The sequence below is a fragment of the Rahnella selenatireducens genome, from assembly GCF_046449555.1.
In the GTDB taxonomy this organism is placed as follows: domain Bacteria; phylum Pseudomonadota; class Gammaproteobacteria; order Enterobacterales; family Enterobacteriaceae; genus Rahnella; species Rahnella selenatireducens.
Genome location: NZ_JBKEZJ010000009.1, coordinates 12,962 through 30,999 on the forward strand (window position 1 = coordinate 12,962; position 18,038 = coordinate 30,999).

The window sequence follows — 18,038 nt, forward strand, 5'->3', positions numbered from 1 at the left end:
TCTCTTACCGGATAGTAAACTGTTCATGAATGAAATCGACAAACATCGCCGTAAATGGCTGGCATTAGGCAGTGCCGCTATGGGGATTGCATTGCTTCCGAGTCGTGCATTCGCCACTCTTTCCACACCTCGTCCGCGTATTTTAGTGGTTAATAATCTGAATACCGGCGAAACCCTCAAAACTGAGTTTTTTGATGGAAAGCGTTATAACAAGGATGAGTTGGCCCGGTTGAATCATCTGTTCAGGGACTATCGTGCGGAAAAAGTAAAAAGCATCGATCCCGCGCTTTTCGATCATCTTTATCGTTTGCAGGTTATGCTCGGTGGAACGAATAAACCGGTGCAACTGATTTCCGGGTACCGTTCTCTGGCCACGAATAACAGCATGCGTGAACCGGGAAGCGGCGTGGCAAAACACAGTTACCACACGCTCGGGCAGGCAATGGATTTCCATATCCAGGGAATTGAACTGAGTAATATCCGCAAAGCAGCATTAAAAATGCGGATGGGTGGTGTAGGATATTATCCACGAAGTAACTTTGTGCACATTGATACCGGGCCAGCACGAACCTGGTAGTGTGCGTCATTAATGGCCTGCCCAAACGGACAGGCCATTTTGTGGAGCCCTATGAAATTCCATCTTATTACTGTCACGGCTTTCAGCCAAAATTGCTCACTGATTTGGTGTACAAAAACAAATCAGGCCGCGCTTGTCGACCCGGGCGGTGATGCAGCAAAAATAATCCGCGAAGTCTCCGATAAAGGTGTGCTGGTCACGCAAGTTTTGCTGACTCACGGCCATCTTGATCACGTCGGTGCAGCAGCAGAACTGGCCGCCCATTATCAGGTGCCGGTCATCGGGCCACAAAAAGAAGATCAGTTCCTGCTCGATGCGCTACCGACACAAAGCCAGATGTTTGGTCTTGACCATTGTGACCCGCTCACGCCAGATACCTGGCTGGAAGAAGGGGACACCGTGACCGTGGGTGAAGAGATGCTTTCTGTGTTGCATTGCCCGGGACATACGCCGGGACACATTGTTTTCATCAATAATAAAACACGGCTGGCCGTTTCCGGTGATGTAATCTTTAAAGGCGGAGTAGGGCGCAGTGATTTCCCGCGTGGTGATCATCAGGCGCTGATTCACTCCATCAAAACAAAATTATTGCCGCTGGGTGATGATATCGTCTTTATTCCGGGTCATGGTGAAATGTCCGATTTCGGCTACGAACGTAAAACCAACCCCTTCCTGCAGGATGAAATGCCGGTCTGGTAAATTTTTTTAACTGCCAGAATACAAAAAGCCCGTCGTTATCTGACGGGCTTTTTAATGGAATTCAGAAATACGAATTCTTACAGTACGGCGACAATGGCTTCACACAACGGAGCCATGTTATCGAGTGTAATACCGGCTACGTTAATACGGCCAGAGTTCACCGCGTAAACACCGAATTCATCACGCAAACGCAATACCTGATCTTTGGTCAGGCCGCTGAAAGAGAACATCCCGTTCTGATTAATAATAAAGCTGAAGTCCTGCTGCGCGCCTTTTTCCTGCAACGTGCTGACAAACAACTGGCGCATGCGATGGATGCGCTGACGCATATCGCTTAGCTCCTGTTCCCACAGCGTGCGGAGTGCTTCATTACCCAGAATAGTGGCAACAACGGCTGCGCCGTGTGCTGGCGGGTTGGAGTAGTTTGCACGGATAACCGATTTCATCTGGCTGAATGCGCGGTCTGCTGTTTCGGCATCGGCCGTTACTAACGTACAGGCACCCACGCGCTCATTGTATAAACCAAAGTTCTTCGAGTAAGAGCTCGCGACCAGCAATTCTTTATGATTAGCCACAAACAGGCGCAGCCCGGCAGCGTCTTCTTCCAGACCTTTGGCGAAACCCTGATAGGCAAAATCAAACAGCGGCAACCAGCCTTTGGCGACAGACAATTCCGCCAGTTTAGCCCATTGTTCTTCCGTCGGATCGATACCCGTCGGGTTATGGCAGCAACCATGAAATAGCACCACGTCGCCAGCCTGTGTTTCGCTCAGGCTTTTCAGCATGCCATCAAAGTCGAGGCTGTGATTGGCGGCGTCGTAATAATTATATTCCGCAACGTCCAGACCCGCAGCCGAGAAAACACCTTTATGATTCGGCCAGCTTGGGTTGCTGACCCACACGCGTTTGGCACTGGTTTGTGTGGCGATAAAATCTGCGGCGATACGCAACGCGCCGGTACCGCCCGGAGTTTGCGCCGTGCGGGCACGTTTGTCGGCAATCACAGCGCTGTCTTTGCCAAACAGCAATTCCTGGGTGCAACGCGCGAAATCAGGTAACCCGTCGATGCTCAGATAGGTTTTTGTCGTTTCATTTTCCAACAGGAATTGTTCGGCTTTCTTCACACTGGCCAGAACCGGCGTTTTACCGGTTTCATCTTTATAAACACCAATCCCCAGATTGATTTTATTTGAGCGGTCGTCAGCGCGGAAAAGATCGGAAAGACCCAGAATCGGGTCGGCAGGTGCTGCAGTGATTTTTTCAAACATGTTGGAAACTTCCATAGCCTGATATTTCGAAAGAGGGCATCAGGGTAACGCCGGAGCCTCTTTTTGCCAACCGTTTGCGGCAAAAAGAAAGCAGAGTTGTGAGAAGGCGTGCGAGATTAAAATAATTTATGAGATGAGGTGGCAAAGCGGTTTTTCGGCAAACGCATAAATGCAAAAGGCAGGGCCGAAGCCCTGCCTTAATATCCATTTTGATTCGCCCGAAAGCGCATCGTTAAGCAATATTAGAACTGGTAAACCAGACCCAGAGCGACGATATCGTCAGTTGCGATGCCGTTAGCTTTGGTAAAGTCATTGTCATCCAGCAGGTTGATTTTGTAGTCAACATAGGTAGACATGTTTTTGTTGAAGTAGTAAGTCGTACCTACTTCTACATATTTCACCAGATCCTGGTCGTCGCCGTAAGAGCTGTTCAGCTGCTTGCCTTTAGATTGCAGGTAAGCAACAGATGGGCGCAGACCGAAGTCGAACTGGTACTGTGCAATAACTTCGAAGTTCTGAGTTTTGTTAGCGAATTGCTGTTGGCCATCACGAGTACCGTTAGCTGCGCCGTTACCCAGTGAGGTGTTACCAAACGGAGTCATGTTGTTTGTTTCAGCATACATGGCTGCCAGGTAAACGCCGTTAGCGTCGAATTTGGTACCGACTGTCCAAACGTCAGCTTTGTCGCCGTTGCCGTCTGCAGTCTGAGCATCAGTACGGTCAGAAGATGCGTAAGCCGCACCCACGCTGACGCCTGCGCCGATGTCATAGGTGCTGGAAATCGCGTAACCGTCACCGTTTTGTTTAGAAACATCACGGCCGTCGTTCTCGTTTTTACCCTGATATTGTAGAGCAAAGTTCAGGCCATCAACCAGACCGAAGAAATTGGTATTACGGTAAGTTGCAACACCGTTTGCACGGCCAACCATGTAGTTGTCAGTGATGGTGTAAGTGTCGCCGCCGTATTCTGGCAGGTTATCGGTCCATGCTTCAACGTCGTAGACTGCGCCGTAGTTACGACCATAGTCGAAAGAACCTGCATCGCCGAATTTCAGACCAGCAAAGCCCAGACGGGTTTTGTTGCCATCAGTACCCTGGCTTTCAGAGTGGTTAGCCTGGACGTTATATTCCCACTGGCCGTAACCGGTCAGTTGGTCTGCAATTTGAGTTTCGCCTTTAAAGCCGAAACGAACGTAAGTCTGGTCACCATCATTACCTTTGTCATCAGAGAAGTAATGCAGACCATCAACTTTACCGTAAAGATCCAGCTTGTTGCCGTCTTTGTTATAAACTTCTGCTGCATTAGCTGCACCAGCGACTAACAGAGCTGGGATTACTACTGCAAGAATGTTGCGCTTCATCATTATTATTACCCTCATTGGTTTTATATGGACACCTGCCACTGCCCTAAATAATTCTTTACGGAACTATTCGTGAGAGTTTGGTGTCTCCTGTGTCTGAACGCACTATTCCATCCGAGGTTCGCTTAATCCATAGCGAAAATGCTACTAAATTACTAAATATGTTTCAGTGAGAAAAATTGTATTTCAAAATGTGTATTTAAAGGAACTTTGTGACGGGGATCTATCTTTAAAAATGGCGAAGGCCAGCTAAGCTGGCCTTCGAATTGTGGCAATTTTGTAAAATAAAAATACGTTATTTAATTAGAAGGTTGCATTACGTGGTGTCCGAGGGAACGGGATTACGTCGCGCACGTTTTGGACACCGGTCACATAAGCTACTAAACGTTCAAACCCTAACCCGAAACCGGAGTGTGGCACGGTGCCGTAACGACGAAGATCGCGATACCACCAGTAATCTTCTTGTTTCAGACCCATTTCAGCCATACGGGCGTCCAGAACATCCAGACGCTCTTCACGTTGTGAACCCCCGATAATCTCGCCGATGCCCGGCGCCAGAACATCCATGGCAGCAACCGTTTTGCCGTCATCGTTTAAACGCATATAGAAAGACTTGATATCTTTAGGATAATTTTTCACAACAACCGGCGCTTTGAAATGCTGCTCTGCAAGATAGCGCTCGTGTTCAGAAGAGAGATCCACGCCCCAGGAGACCGGATTTTCGAATGTCTGGCCGCAATTCATCAGAATTTCTACTGCTTCGGTGTAATCTACCTGCGCGAAATCGGAGGTTACGAAACGCTCCAGGCGGGCAACAGCATCTTTGTCTACGCGTTCTGCGAAGAAGGCCATATCGTCTGAACGTTCGTTCAACACAGCCTGGAAAACATACTTCAGCATGTTTTCAGCCAGAGATGCGACATCATCAAGCGTTGCAAACGCGACTTCCGGCTCAACCATCCAGAATTCAGCAAGGTGACGGCTGGTGTTGGAGTTTTCTGCACGGAAAGTCGGGCCGAAGGTGTAAACCTTGGACAGCGCGCACGCATAGGCTTCGCCGTTCAGCTGGCCGGAAACGGTCAGGAAGGATTCTTTACCAAAGAAGTCTTCGCTGAAATCCACTTCGCCCTTATCAGTACGCGGCAGGTTTTGCAGATCCAGCGTAGAAACGCGGAACATCTCGCCTGCGCCTTCAGTATCAGAAGCCGTGATCAGCGGGGTTGAAACCCAGAAGTAGCCGTTTTCGTGATAGAAGCGGTGAATTGCCTGAGAAAGGGTGTTGCGCACACGGGCAACCGCGCCAATCAGGTTAGTCCGCGGACGCAGGTGAGCGACTTCGCGTAAATATTCGATGCTGTGGCGTTTTGCCGCCATCGGGTAAGTATCAGGATCGTCCACCCAGCCTACGACTTTCACGGCTGTGGCCTGCAGCTCAAAACTCTGGCCTTCGCCAGGCGAAGCGACAACGGTACCCGTCACTTCAACCGAACAACCTGTCGTCAGGCGCAGAACGTCTTCCTGATAATTGGGCAGAGAATTATTGACGACGGCCTGTAATGGATTAAAGCAGGAGCCGTCATAAACGGCGACGAATGAGATACCCGCTTTAGAATCTCTCCGGGTACGTACCCAACCGCGTACGGTGACTTCACTGTCAACCGCAGCACGGCCTTGCAGTACGTCGACTACAGGCACAACGCTCATAGATTTCTCTCTTTCTTTATATACAGATGTTGGCTAAGAAATAATGTACACCCTGTAAAAAGGGATTTTGCTATGTTACTTAGCCTTTCTCAGGACACAAGCAGAAATCGTCGTCGGCGGCCAAGAATTCTCAGGCAGGAGGATGGATTGGGGAAAATTATTAGCGGACTGAATGAAAGCCGAGCGAATTAAATCGTATGTATATAAAGGAAGAGAACGCGAAGCATAAATATGCGGAAAAATGCATCACTGTGCCGAAGTTTATTTTCCGGCACAGTATTAACGCCCATCAGGAGGCTTTTTTCACCAGCGGCAGATCGAATGCCTTGCGCAATGCTTTAACGAACGCTTTATCCTGGCAGATTGTTTTTCCAGGGCTGTCAGAAAGTTTTGCCACCGGTTTGCCGTTACACTGAATCAGTTTAATGACAATGTTCAGCGGTTTGACGTCCGGAATATTACAGGTCAGACGCGTCCCAATACCAAAGACCAGATTTACCCGTTGATGAAAGTGCCGGTATAAATGCAGCGCTTTATCCAAATCCAGATTATCGGAAAACACCAGCGTTTTGGTCATCGGGTCGATACCGAGTGCTTGATAATGTGCGATCGCTTTTTCACCCCATTCAAACGGATCCCCGGAATCATGACGTAAACCCTGATACGCGTTGGCGAATTTTGTTCCGAAGTCACGCAGGAAAGCATCCATGGTGATGCAGTCAGTAAGGGCAATACCCAGCTGATCCGGGTATTCATCAAGCCATGCCTGCAACGCAGCGCGCTGGCTGTTCGCCAGAACCGGGCTGATTTGCTGATGCGCCTGGAACCATTCATGCGCCTGTGTTCCAACCGGCGTCAGCTGCAATTTATGGGCTAAATCGTAGTTGCTTGTACCGACCAGATACGGGAATTCGTTTTTCAGCGTAGTGACAATGGCTTCCTGAACTTCACCGGAGAACCGGCGGCGCGTGCCGAAATCCATCAGGCGGAAAGCAGAGAGATCGATGTCAGCAGCCTGTTGTTTGAAACTTGCAAGATTCTTACGCAACTGATCGACCGCCATTTGCGCGGTAACATCCGGCGAACGCTGACGGTGCACAACTTCACTGATTACTGCCAACAGCGGGACTTCCCACATAATCACTTCACGCCACGGACCTTCAATACGCACGTGCAAATGCCCGTTGCGATCAGAGACGGCGACATGCTCAGGATTGTAGCGGAATGTTTTCAGCCAGTTCAGATAATCCTTCGTGAAGAAGGGCAGACCGGAAAGGTAGGTGAATTCGTCATCGGTCAGCGCCAGCTGGCTCATCATCTGGATTTGCTGGCGGATCTCGCTGGCATATTCGCCCAGAAGCTCATCACCACGGCAACGAAATTCGGCCACGACGTTAATATTGCGATAGCGATGATAAACCGCTTGCTGCATATGAAGCTTGTAGGCATCGGTATCTAACAGCGAAGTCAAAATCGGGGAGGCGTATGGAGTCATAGCGCGCTTACAGCATCCTCGTCAGAAACTGAGTGTTTGAACACAAACAACCGTTCCGTAAAAAAAACGTTCGGGATAAAACAGCAAAGTCTGTGAAGTATACCGTAATATCCCGCTAAAGAACTCCCATCACATCATAATTGTCTGGGAATGGTCGAGGCCTAAATGTGCTTAAACGCAGGTAATATAGGCAGGTAGCGTTTTTTTTAGATGAAAAAAAGCACAAATTGATTACATAAATTTAATCAATCTGAAGTTCGGATAGAATGATTCGACCGCTTTCTGCGCTTATTTTCATCAGCTTAATCCCCTGCAATTGTTCATGATAATAAACGACCGACCACCCAACCGATTCACTGCATGAATTTCAGGCATGTTTTCTCATCACTTCACTACTTAACTTCATGAAATCCCGTTTTGAACAATTTCTGGCCTAACGCACTCACAAACTGGCAACAATCTGGGATTTCCTGATGCCTGTGTTAGAGTTTAGAGATAAAAAGATTGGATGCTGTAAGGGCTGCACAGTGAATCGCCGGAGACATGCGCCAGCTTCATCTTCCATAAATCGTCATCACCCTAAACAATGAAAACGCCAAAAGGTTTTTTATGACTCAACTGCCACAAGCCAAGTTTCGCCACGACTATCGTGCGCCGGACTACACCATCACGGATATCGACCTGAATTTCGAGCTTGATGCACAGAAGACCCTTGTGACCGCCGTCAGCCAGATTAAACGGCAGGGTGCAGAAGGCGCTCCGCTGGTGCTCAACGGGGAAGATCTGGCGCTTATCAGCCTGAAGATTAATGGTCTGGACTGGCCGCAATATCAGTTAAAAGAAGGCGCGCTGGAAATCTCTGGCCTTCCAGAAGCATTTGAACTGGCGATTGTTAACGAAATTCATCCGGCGAAAAACACCGCGCTGGAAGGGCTGTACCTGTCCGGTGAAGCGCTGTGTACGCAGTGTGAAGCGGAAGGTTTCCGCCATATCACCTATTATCTGGATCGCCCTGATGTGCTGGCGCGTTTTACCACCCGTATCGTGGCGGACAAAGCCCGTTATCCGTACCTGCTGTCGAACGGCAACCGTATCGATTCTGGCGAGCTGGAAGGCGGCAAGCACTGGATCAAATGGCAGGATCCGTTCCCGAAACCTTGCTACCTGTTTGCGCTGGTTGCCGGTGATTTTGACGTTCTGCGTGATTCTTTCAAAACCCGTTCAGGCCGCGATGTGGCGCTGGAGCTGTTCGTTGACCGCGGCAATCTGGATCGCGCGGGTTGGGCAATGGAATCCCTGAAACAGTCAATGAAATGGGACGAAACCCGCTTCAACCTCGAATACGATCTCGACATTTTCATGATCGTTGCCGTTGATTTCTTCAACATGGGCGCGATGGAAAACAAAGGCCTGAACGTCTTTAACTCCAAATACGTGCTGGCAAAAGCCGAAACCGCGACCGACAAAGATTACCTCGGTATCGAAGCGGTGATCGGCCACGAATACTTCCACAACTGGACCGGTAACCGCGTCACCTGCCGCGACTGGTTCCAGCTGAGCCTCAAAGAAGGCCTGACCGTTTTCCGCGATCAGGAATTCAGTTCTGATCTGGGCTCCCGTTCCGTCAACCGTATCGATAACGTCCGCGTTATGCGTGGCGCACAGTTCTCTGAAGATGCCAGCCCGATGGCGCATCCGATTCGTCCTGAAAAAGTTATCGAAATGAATAACTTCTATACGCTGACTGTGTATGAGAAGGGTTCTGAAGTTATCCGCATGCTGCACACTTTGCTGGGCGAAGAGAAATTCCAGGCCGGTATGCAGCTGTATTTCGAGCGCCACGATGGCAGCGCTGCGACCTGCGACGATTTCGTGCAGGCGATGGAAGATGCCTCAAACGTTGATCTGTCGCTGTTCCGCCGCTGGTACAGCCAGTCCGGCACGCCGGTGCTGACCGTGCGCGACGACTACGACGTGGAAAAACAGCAATACACCCTGACCGTCAGCCAGAAAACCCCGCCGACGCCTGATCAGACTGAAAAGCTGCCATTGCATATTCCGCTGGATATCGAACTCTACGATCCGCAGGGCAACGTGATTGCACTGAAACAAAATGGCCAGGCTGTCAGCCATGTGCTGAATGTGACCGAAGCCGCGCAGACCTTCATCTTTGACGATGTGGAATACCCGCCGGTGCCTTCTTTATTACGTGAATTCTCTGCGCCAGTGAAACTCGATTACAAGTGGGGCGATCATCAGCTGACTTTCCTGATGAAATTCGCACGTAACGATTTTGCCCGCTGGGACGCCGCGCAGAGCCTGCTGGCGATTTACATCAAACTGAACGTCGCACGTCATCAGCAGAAACAGCCACTGTCGCTGCCGTTGCATGTGGCCGATGCTTTCCGTGCTGTACTGCTGGATGAGCACATTGATCCGGCGCTGGCGGCGCAAATCCTGACGTTACCGTCAGAAAACGAAATCGCTGAACTGTTCGATATCATCGATCCTGAAGCGATCAGCGCCGTGCATGACGCGATTACCCGTTGTCTGGCAACCGAAATGTCGGATGAGTTCCTGGCGGTTTACAACGCTAACCGTCTGCCGTCATACCGTGTGGTTCACGAAGATATCGGTAAACGTTCACTGCGCAATACCTGCCTGCATTATCTGGCTTTTGCGGATGTTGATCTGGCAGATCAGCTGGTAAAAAACCAGTTTGAACAGGCCGATAACATGACCGATTCGCTGGCCGCAATGGCTGCCGCTGTGTCCGCGCAATTACCTTGTCGCGAAACGCTGCTGGCAGCTTATGACGAGCGCTGGCATCACGACGGTCTGGTCATGGATAAATGGTTTATCCAGCAGGCGACCAGCCCGGCGGCCGACGTGTTGCAGAAAGTTCGTTCACTGCTCAACCACCGTTCATTCAGCATGGGCAACCCGAACCGCGTCCGTTCACTGATTGGTGCATTCGCGTCGGCTAATCCTTCTGCATTCCACGCCGCAGATGGCAGCGGTTATCAGTTCCTGACCGAAATGCTGAGCGATCTGAACACGCGCAACCCGCAGGTTGCCGCGCGTATGATTGAGCCGCTAATCCGTCTGAAACGTTATGATGCCGGCCGTCAGGCGCTGATGCGCAAGGCGCTGGAGCAGCTGAAAGGACTGGAAAACCTGTCCGGTGATTTGTTCGAGAAAATCACCAAAGCGTTAGACGCGTAATTAATCGCAGCAACGCAGAAAGACAAAAGGGCGATGGAAACATCGCCCTTTTTGCATGTTGAGATGACGGGACTTTCCTTTAACTCTGCGCGCGTTTCGCTTCCTGAGTCACTGTCTGTGCAGGCTGTGGCGTCAGCACGCGCTCCAGCACTTCCGCTTCCAGCTCAGCCAGACGTGCAGATCCTTTGCGACGCGGGCGTGGCAAATCAATGGTTAAATCCATGCCAATGTGCCCCTGATCGATAAGGATCACGCGATCCGCGACCGTGACCGCTTCGCTGACATCATGTGTCACCAGCAAAACGGTGAAATCATGCTGCTGCCATAAACGTTCGATCAGGCTTTGCATTTCAATACGCGTCAGCGCATCGAGCGCGCCCAGCGGTTCGTCAAGCAACAGGAGGCGGGGGCGGTGGATCAACGCCCGTGCCAGCGCCACGCGTTGTTTTTGTCCGCCGGATAACGCCGAAGGCCATTCGTCTGCGCGGTCGGCCAGCCCGACTTCTTCCAGCGCAGCCCGCGCGGCTTCACGCCACTGACCTTTCAGGCCCAGGCCGACGTTATCGATCACTTTTTTCCAGGGCAAAAGTCGGTCATCCTGAAACATTAGCCGTGTATCTTCGCGAACCTTACTCAGCGGTGCGCTGGCGCTGAGCAGCTCGCCTTGGGTGGTTTTTTCCAGCCCGGCGAGCAGGCGCAGCAAGGTACTTTTTCCGCAACCGCTGCGGCCCACAACGGCCACAAACTGGCCGGGTGGAATACGCAGATTAATGTCGTTGAGTACGGCGCGGTTGCCGTATTTTTTTGTGATTCCGGATAAGGTGACCGGCGTGCCTTGCCCGATACGTGCAGGTGCGCTCATGCGGCGTCTCCTTGTTTTTTCTGATAGGCCGGGTGCCAGCGTAACCAGACACTTTCCAGCTGGCGGGCCAGGACATCGGCCAGTTTGCCGAGGATGGCGTACAACACGATGGCCACAACCACGACGTCAGTTTGTAAAAACTCGCGGGCATTCATCGCCAGATAACCGATGCCTGAGTTGGCCGAAATGGTTTCCGCGACGATCAGCGTCAGCCACATAAAGCCCAGCGCAAAACGAACGCCGACCATGATCGACGGCAGCGCGCCCGGTAAAACCACCTGAATAAACAGCGGGAAACCGGATAAACCGTAGCTGCGCGACATCTCCAGCAGGCCACGGTCAATGTTGCGAATACCGTGGTAAGTGTTGAGATAAATCGGGAACAGAGTGCCCAGCGCCACGAGGAAAATCTTGGCGGATTCATCGATGCCGAACCACAAAATCACCAGCGGGATCAGCGCCAGATGCGGAATGTTACGCAGCATCTGAAGCGAGCTGTCGAGCAGACGTTCGCCCCAGCGTGAAAGCCCGGTGATAAAGCCGAGCAGTAAACCCAGACTGCCGCCGATGGCAAAACCAATCAGCGCACGGAAAGTGCTGATCTTCAGGTTCTGCCAGAGGTCGCCGCTTTTCGCCAGTGTCCAAAACGCTTCAACCACAGCGCTCGGTGCCGGAAGTATGCGGTTAGACAACCACCCCCCTTCAACGGCCAGTTGCCAGCCGCCGATCAAGACAACCGGAACGACCCATGGCGCGGCGCGGTTCAGCCAGCGTTGAGATCTCGTCATCTTTTTCTCCTTAATGCTGGCTGGCGACGCGTTTATTCGCAAAATCGTGCGCCACCAGTTCACCGCGCGGCAAAATGGCATTTTTCACGGTTTGATCGTCTTCGGGTTTTGCCAGATCCAGATGCGGGAACAGCAGTTCGCTAACGCGGTACGCTTCTTCCAGATGCGGATAACCGGAGAAAATAAAGGTATCGATGCCCAGATCGGCATATTCCTGCATGCGGGCCGCAACGGTCGGGCCGTCTCCGACCAGCGCCGTACCCGCGCCGGTGCGCACCAGACCAATGCCTGCCCACAGGTTCGGATAGATTTCGAGTTTATTGCGGTCGCCGCCGTGCAGGGCGGCCATACGGTGCTGACCGACGGAATCGGTCTTCGCAAATGCGGCCTGCGCGCGCTGAATAGTTTCGTCATCCACGTTGGCGATCAGCTTGTCAGCGGCGCGCCAGGCTTCTTCATTGGTTTCGCGAACAATCACGTGCAGACGAATACCGAAACGAACCGTACGGCCTTTCGCCGCGGCTTTCGCGCGGACCTGCTCGATTTTTTCTTTCACCAGCGCGGGCGGTTCACCCCAGGTGAGATACAGTTCAACCTGCTCAGCGGCCAGATCCTGCGCTTCGTCAGAAGAACCGCCAAAATACAGCGGCGGGCGAGGGTACTGAACCGGCGGGTGCATCAGGCTCGCGCCTTTCACCTGAATGTGCTTGCCTTCGTAATCCACGGTTTCCCCTTCCAGCACGCGGCGCCAGATGCGGGTAAATTCTGCGGACGCTTCGTAGCGTTCCTTGTGATTGAGGTGCAAACCTTCGGCAGCCAGTTCGGTGGGATCACCGCCCGTAACAAGATTAAACAGCGCACGACCGCCGGAAAGCCGGTCCAGCGTGGCGGCCTGACGGGCAGCCAGCGTCGGAGAAATAATCCCCGGACGTAGCGCCACCAGAAATTTCAGACGCTGAGTCACCGAAATCAGTGAGGCGGCTACCAGCCATGAGTCTTCACATGAACGGCCTGTTGGCAGCAATACACCGCCAAAACCCAGGCGGTCTGCAGCCTGTGCGATCTGCTGAAGATAGCCGTGATCGACCACGCGCGCGCCTTCTTCAGTGCCTAAATAACGGCCATCGCCGTGGGTAGGTAAGAACCAGAATACGTTCAGACTCATGTTGTGTTCCTCTCAAATCGTCATCAGGTGCCGCTCAGTAGGCGGCTCAATGAATGTTTAGTTAGCCTGTACTTCGGGTTTCCAGATGCGATCTTTAATCTCAACCGGTTTTGGCAAAATATGACTTTCATAGAACAGATCGGCGGTTTGCTGCTGGCGTTTTTCGGTTTCGGCGCTGACCGGTGTGATAGGCATATCCGGCAGGTGGTCGAGATAAGACGCCACGACTTTATCCGGCAGCCCCATCGACTGGGAAAGCAGTGTGATACTTTGCGCACGGTCGGTTTTCGTCAGCGCATTCGCCTGCGTTAATACGTCCAGAACGGCGCTGATAAATTGCGGATTCGCTTCGGTATATTTTTTCGGTGCCAGATAGAAAGAACCGGTCTGGTGCAGCGTGGAACCGTCGGTCAGCACGCGAACATCGCCCTGAACTTGAGCGGCAGAATAGTAGGGATCCCAGATAGCCCAGGCATCGACGTCATGTTGCTGGAAAGCCGCGCGTGCGTCAGCGGGCGTCAGATAAACCGGCTGGATATCGGTGAATTTCAGCCCGGCCTGCTGCAGCGCACGAAGCAGTAAATTGTGCGAACTGGAGCCTTTCTGGAAAGCAACTTTATGGCCTTTCAGGTCTGCGACAGTTTTAATCGGGCTGTTGCTGTCGACCAGAATGGCTTCAGCTTTCGGCTTCGGCGGTTCGGAACCGATATACAGCAGATCCGCGCCTGCGGCCTGCGCGAACAGCGGTGGCAAATCACCGGTTCCGCCCAGATCAATACTGCCGACGTTCAGCGCTTCAAGGATCTGCGGGCCGGCAGGAAATTCCACCCAGCTGATTTTGGTGTCCGGGAAACGTTTTTCCAGTAACTGATGGGATTTAGCCAGCACCAGACCGACGGATCCTTTCTGGTAGGCGATGCGTAACTGCGCGGGATCTTTTTCCTGCGCAAGTACTGTACCGCTCAGCGTCAGGCTGGTCAGCAGCACGGCAATAACTGGCAGGTGACGTAATAAAGAGAAGGATGCTGGCATGGTTAATTCCTTTTAAAGTTAAACGCGTAATGCCTGGGCAGAAAGGGACGCGACAGACGGCGCCAGCGGGCGGCGGCGGCTGAGTGCCAGATAGAAGTTTTCCAGCGATTCGGTCAGACGTTCTTCAAGAGCGGGATCAAGCTTCGCCGGGAAACTCTGGTAATCGGTGATCAGGCTGTCATCGGCGAAAACGCCCTGCAAAACTTCCTGCGCTTTGAGTGACGCCAGCACCGGTTTGAGCGCGTAATCTACCGCGAGCATATGGCCTATCGAACCGGCGGTGGCCAGCGGCAGTACGACTTTGTGGTCGAGCGCGCGTTCCGGCAGTAAATCCAGCAATGTTTTCAGTGCGCCGGAAAATGAGGCTTTATAGACCGGAGTTGCCACGATCAATCCATCGGCGCTTGCCAGTTCAGCATTCAGCTGTTTGAGCTGCGGGCTGGCGAAATTTGCGAACAGCAGGTCGTCAGCGGAAAAATCCTGAATCGTATAGGTGAAAACCTCGACGCCGCGGCTTGCCAGCCACTGATGGCTGAGCGCCAGCAGGGAGGAAGAACGTGAAGGTTGTCGCGGGCTGCCTGCGATTGTTATAACGCGCATCTCTCTTCCTTATAACAAAAAGTAATAGAACCATTATTTTCTTTAACAAAGTGAAGTAAACGTAACAGGGGGACGCCGCGCACCGGAAATCTCAATTTTGGCTATGAATAGTTTGAAAACGGATAAAGCAGGGATGAAGCGGGCGCGGGGGAATAAAAGTAAAATTAAGGTAAATAAAAAGTAATCGTTTGCGTGCGGAAACAATTATTGTGCCAATCCGCCGGTTATCGTTTCCAATTGCCCGGCGCTTAGTCGATAATACCGCCCCGTCTAGCCACCGGGAATCCAGGAGTCTCCATGTATTATCCTTTTGTCAGGAAAGCACTGTTTCAGCTCGATCCAGAACGCGCCCACGAGTTAACCTTCCGTCAGTTAAGCCGCATCTCCGGCACTCCCCTTGAGTTTTTAATTCGTCAGTCCGTTCCGGCCAAACCGGTGACCTGCATGGGATTAACCTTCAAGAATCCGCTGGGGCTGGCCGCTGGCCTGGATAAGGACGGCGAATGTATCGATGCACTCGGCGCAATGGGATTTGGTTTTGTGGAAGTGGGAACCGTGACGCCGCGCGCACAGGAGGGTAATGATAAGCCACGTTTATTCCGCATCGTTGAAGCAGAAGGCCTGATTAACCGCATGGGTTTCAATAACCACGGTGTGGATAATCTGGTGAATAACGTCAAAAAATCCCATTTTGGCGGCATCCTGGGGATTAATATCGGCAAGAATAAAGATACGCCGGTCGAGCAGGGTAAAGATGATTATCTGACCTGTATGGAAAAGGTATATCCGTACGCGGGTTATATTGCGGTGAATATTTCTTCACCAAACACGCCGGGATTACGTTCACTGCAATACGGCGAAGCGCTTGATGATTTACTGGCGGCGATTAAAAATAAGCAGCTTGAACTTCAGCAGCGCCATCAGAAATATGTCCCGGTTGCTGTGAAGATCGCGCCGGATCTTTCTGAGGAAGAATTGATCCAAATAGCTGACAGCCTGGTGCGTCATAATATGGATGGCGTGATTGCCACTAACACCACGCTCGATCGTAAACTGATCCAGGGCCTTAATCATTGTGATCAGATTGGCGGACTGAGCGGTCGCCCGCTGCAACTGCGCAGCACAGAAATTATCCGCATGCTGTCAAATGAATTACAAGGTCGCCTGCCTATTATTGGCGTCGGTGGCATTGATTCACTGACGGCAGCGCGTGAAAAAATGGCAGCCGGCGCATCATTAATTCAAATCTATTCCGGATTTATCTTCCGTGGTCCGGGATTGATCAAAGATATTGTTACCCACCTCTGATATTTTTCATCCTTAAGGCGAGTCAGGGGTTTATTTATTAACCCGGCTCGTCTATATTTTGTCCACTGGCCATTATTCAGGCTCAGGATTTGTCTGATATCAGCTCGTAATAAAAAGATCTATTCTTATCCGGTTGGATAACAACAGAACATTACGGGCAAACAGACAGAGGGCATCGCGCAAACAGGATGACGAAATGAAAATCAAACCAGATGATAATTGGCGTTGGTATTTTGATACTGAACATGACCGACTTATGTTGGATCTCGCTAATGGCATGATTTTCCGTTCCAGATTCCCGGCTAAAATGTTAACGCCGGATGCGTTCGGTGATATGTCATTTTGTGTCGATGATGCGGCGCTGTATTTTGATTTCGAAGAACAGTGCAAACATATTCGTCTGGCCGCCGAACAGCGCGCCGAATTAGTATTAAATGCATTGGTCGCTTTTCGCTTTTTAAAACCGCTAATGCCAAAGAGCTGGCATTTCAGTCAGCAACATCGTCCTTTCCAGCCAGCAAACGGTCAGCTTGCGCAAGTGCAGGTAATGGAAAGTGGTGAGCAGGCGACATTACTGGTGGTTGAGTCCGGCGATAACGCCAGTCTGTGCTTGCTGGCGCAGGAACGTCTGACAGTGGCGGGGCGCGGTATGGTGCTGGGTGATGCGATTAAAGTGATGCATGACCGCCTGATGCCCGCGGCTTTCCGGGTGGACAGCGATGTCTACGATCAGGCAGTTTAAGTTCGTCATTCCGTTTAAAACTGCCTGACCCTGAGTTAACTGCGTTTTCTAGCTGATGATAATATCTGAGGCCGGAATACAGCTGCACGACAATATCATTCCGTCTTTGCCCACGGCACTTTCTTTCAGCGGCGAAACCTTTCCCTCTTGTAATGTCATTTTGCAGGCACCACATATTCCCGCACGACACGAATACGGGATCCGTAGTCCCTGCAATTCCAGTTGTTCGAGCAAAATCTGCTGATTATTCCCGATGAACTGCGTGCCCTGATAATTGATGGTCACATCCTGCGCAGTGCTTTTCGGCGCGTCAACGTTTTCAACCACTTCACCTGCGCCGTAAGGCCGTGGCGGCTTGGTGGCCAGCACCTCAACGCTGTCGCCCGCGCGGATCACGCCGGTATTTCGCGCAATCATATTCTGGCCGAAATCCACGTCGCCATCGCTGGCGGTGCGGTAGCCCTGCAAGGTTTTCAGCGGTTCGCCTCGCGGATGTTTACGCCCGCGCTCAATGCTGACGGTGGTGAAAATACAGCGGCTGCACGGTTTGACCAGATCGAAAATGACTTCACCGATACGGATCGTCTGCCAGGTATCTTCGGCATAAGCTTCTGCACCACTGACCACAATGTTGGGCCGGAATTGCTCAACGCGAACACCGCCCGGGCAGCGGCGCTGTAAATCCTGCATCGACGCTTCATTGATCAGTAGATACGGGAAGCCGTCGGCAAACGACAGCGGGACTTCCGGATGTTTTTTCACACGGCGCGTCGGTTCTTCGCCTACCCAACGAAACTGTAAGTCACGCTTTAAATAAGCACTTAACCAGCGATTTACCGGTTCCGGCGCGATGAGTGAGGTAAACTGATTGCCCCAGACTTCTGTCGGTGAGCTTTCACCGGCGAATTCACGGAATTTAACGCTGATGCTGTCGCCTTCAGGCGCAGAGATCATCAGGCCATCGGGCAGGATCACCGGGGTGAACAGGACAAGGTTGGGATACTGGCGGGCCGTAATAAAAGTGCCTTGCGTATCAGTAATCATGAACTGGCGGTCGAATGTCAGTCCTGTTGCTGTGACCAGCGCATGTGAGACTTGCAGACCACGCATGGATTTGACCGGGTGTACAAATAAACGTGAAAGAATGGGCACTGAACGTCGCCTCTGTATATAAAGTCTTAAAGATAACCAGAGACTTTATGACAAGCGGTG

At 51.7% G+C, this 18,038-nt stretch carries 15 protein-coding genes; 5 read left to right on the forward strand and 10 right to left on the reverse strand.

Features of this window, described 5'->3' with window-relative positions; translation table 11 throughout:
• Nucleotides 1-25: 25 nt before the first annotated feature.
• Both ACLBVC_RS15575 and ACLBVC_RS15580 read left to right on the forward strand, forming a co-directional pair.
• Nucleotides 26-577 (forward strand): YcbK family protein, encoded by a 552-nt coding sequence (locus tag ACLBVC_RS15575; RefSeq protein ID WP_056769288.1) that lies wholly within the window; start codon nt 26-28, stop codon nt 575-577.
• 51 nt (nt 578-628) lie between these two features.
• Nucleotides 629-1,276, forward strand: a complete 648-nt coding sequence (locus ACLBVC_RS15580) for an MBL fold metallo-hydrolase (protein ID WP_410150384.1) — start codon at nt 629-631, stop codon at nt 1,274-1,276.
• Nucleotides 1,277-1,353: 77 nt separating this feature from the next.
• On the opposite strand, the gene ACLBVC_RS15585 is transcribed toward ACLBVC_RS15580, so the two are convergent.
• The 4 genes from ACLBVC_RS15585 to pncB form a co-directional block, all read right to left on the reverse strand.
• The gene (locus tag ACLBVC_RS15585; protein ID WP_410150385.1) at nt 1,354-2,544 is read right to left on the reverse strand and encodes an amino acid aminotransferase; all 1,191 of its coding nucleotides are present in this window, start codon (nt 2,542-2,544) and stop codon (nt 1,354-1,356) included.
• A 242-nt stretch (nt 2,545-2,786) separates the two neighbouring features.
• A complete protein-coding gene (gene ompC / locus ACLBVC_RS15590; RefSeq protein WP_410150386.1) occupies nt 2,787-3,908 on the reverse strand; it encodes a porin OmpC in 1,122 nt (373 codons plus the stop codon).
• A 300-nt stretch (nt 3,909-4,208) separates the two neighbouring features.
• Nucleotides 4,209-5,609, reverse strand: a complete 1,401-nt coding sequence (gene asnS / locus ACLBVC_RS15595; RefSeq protein ID WP_410150387.1) for an asparagine--tRNA ligase — start codon at nt 5,607-5,609, stop codon at nt 4,209-4,211.
• A gap of 289 nt (nt 5,610-5,898) precedes the next feature.
• The gene (pncB, locus tag ACLBVC_RS15600) at nt 5,899-7,104 is read right to left on the reverse strand and encodes a nicotinate phosphoribosyltransferase (protein ID WP_410150388.1); all 1,206 of its coding nucleotides are present in this window, start codon (nt 7,102-7,104) and stop codon (nt 5,899-5,901) included.
• Between the two features lie 609 nt (nt 7,105-7,713).
• Between pncB and pepN the strand changes: the two genes are divergently transcribed.
• Nucleotides 7,714-10,329 (forward strand): aminopeptidase N, encoded by a 2,616-nt coding sequence (pepN, locus tag ACLBVC_RS15605; RefSeq protein WP_410150389.1) that lies wholly within the window; start codon nt 7,714-7,716, stop codon nt 10,327-10,329.
• A 79-nt stretch (nt 10,330-10,408) separates the two neighbouring features.
• Here pepN and ssuB read toward each other — a convergent pair whose 3' ends face one another.
• Genes ssuB through ssuE form a run of 5 tightly spaced genes read right to left on the reverse strand, consistent with a single transcriptional unit; the run spans nt 10,409 to nt 14,776 of the window.
• Nucleotides 10,409-11,191, reverse strand: coding sequence for an aliphatic sulfonates ABC transporter ATP-binding protein (gene ssuB, locus ACLBVC_RS15610; protein ID WP_410150390.1), 783 nt, complete (start codon nt 11,189-11,191; stop codon nt 10,409-10,411).
• Nucleotides 11,188-11,979 (reverse strand): aliphatic sulfonate ABC transporter permease SsuC, encoded by a 792-nt coding sequence (gene ssuC / locus ACLBVC_RS15615; RefSeq protein WP_410150391.1) that lies wholly within the window; start codon nt 11,977-11,979, stop codon nt 11,188-11,190. The genes ssuB and ssuC overlap by 4 nt, the downstream gene beginning before the upstream one ends.
• A 10-nt stretch (nt 11,980-11,989) precedes the next feature.
• Nucleotides 11,990-13,144: an FMNH2-dependent alkanesulfonate monooxygenase gene (gene ssuD, locus ACLBVC_RS15620; RefSeq protein WP_410150392.1), complete on the reverse strand. Its 1,155-nt coding sequence runs from the start codon at nt 13,142-13,144 to the stop codon at nt 11,990-11,992.
• A gap of 57 nt (nt 13,145-13,201) precedes the next feature.
• Nucleotides 13,202-14,176, reverse strand: a complete 975-nt coding sequence (locus tag ACLBVC_RS15625) for a sulfonate ABC transporter substrate-binding protein (RefSeq protein ID WP_410150393.1) — start codon at nt 14,174-14,176, stop codon at nt 13,202-13,204.
• Between the two features lie 18 nt (nt 14,177-14,194).
• Nucleotides 14,195-14,776: an NADPH-dependent FMN reductase gene (gene ssuE / locus ACLBVC_RS15630; RefSeq protein ID WP_410150394.1), complete on the reverse strand. Its 582-nt coding sequence runs from the start codon at nt 14,774-14,776 to the stop codon at nt 14,195-14,197.
• Between the two features lie 297 nt (nt 14,777-15,073).
• Here ssuE and pyrD point away from each other — a divergent pair, with 297 nt between their 5' ends.
• Complete coding sequence (pyrD, locus tag ACLBVC_RS15635) at nt 15,074-16,084, forward strand: quinone-dependent dihydroorotate dehydrogenase (protein WP_410150395.1); 1,011 nt, start codon at nt 15,074-15,076, stop codon at nt 16,082-16,084.
• Between the two features lie 196 nt (nt 16,085-16,280).
• Complete coding sequence (locus tag ACLBVC_RS15640; protein ID WP_152324138.1) at nt 16,281-16,826, forward strand: cell division protein ZapC; 546 nt, start codon at nt 16,281-16,283, stop codon at nt 16,824-16,826.
• Between the two features lie 48 nt (nt 16,827-16,874).
• Here the strand turns inward: ACLBVC_RS15640 and ACLBVC_RS15645 are convergent, their stop codons facing one another.
• Nucleotides 16,875-17,978, reverse strand: a complete 1,104-nt coding sequence (locus ACLBVC_RS15645) for a YcbX family protein (protein ID WP_410150396.1) — start codon at nt 17,976-17,978, stop codon at nt 16,875-16,877.
• Nucleotides 17,979-18,038 lie beyond the last annotated feature (60 nt).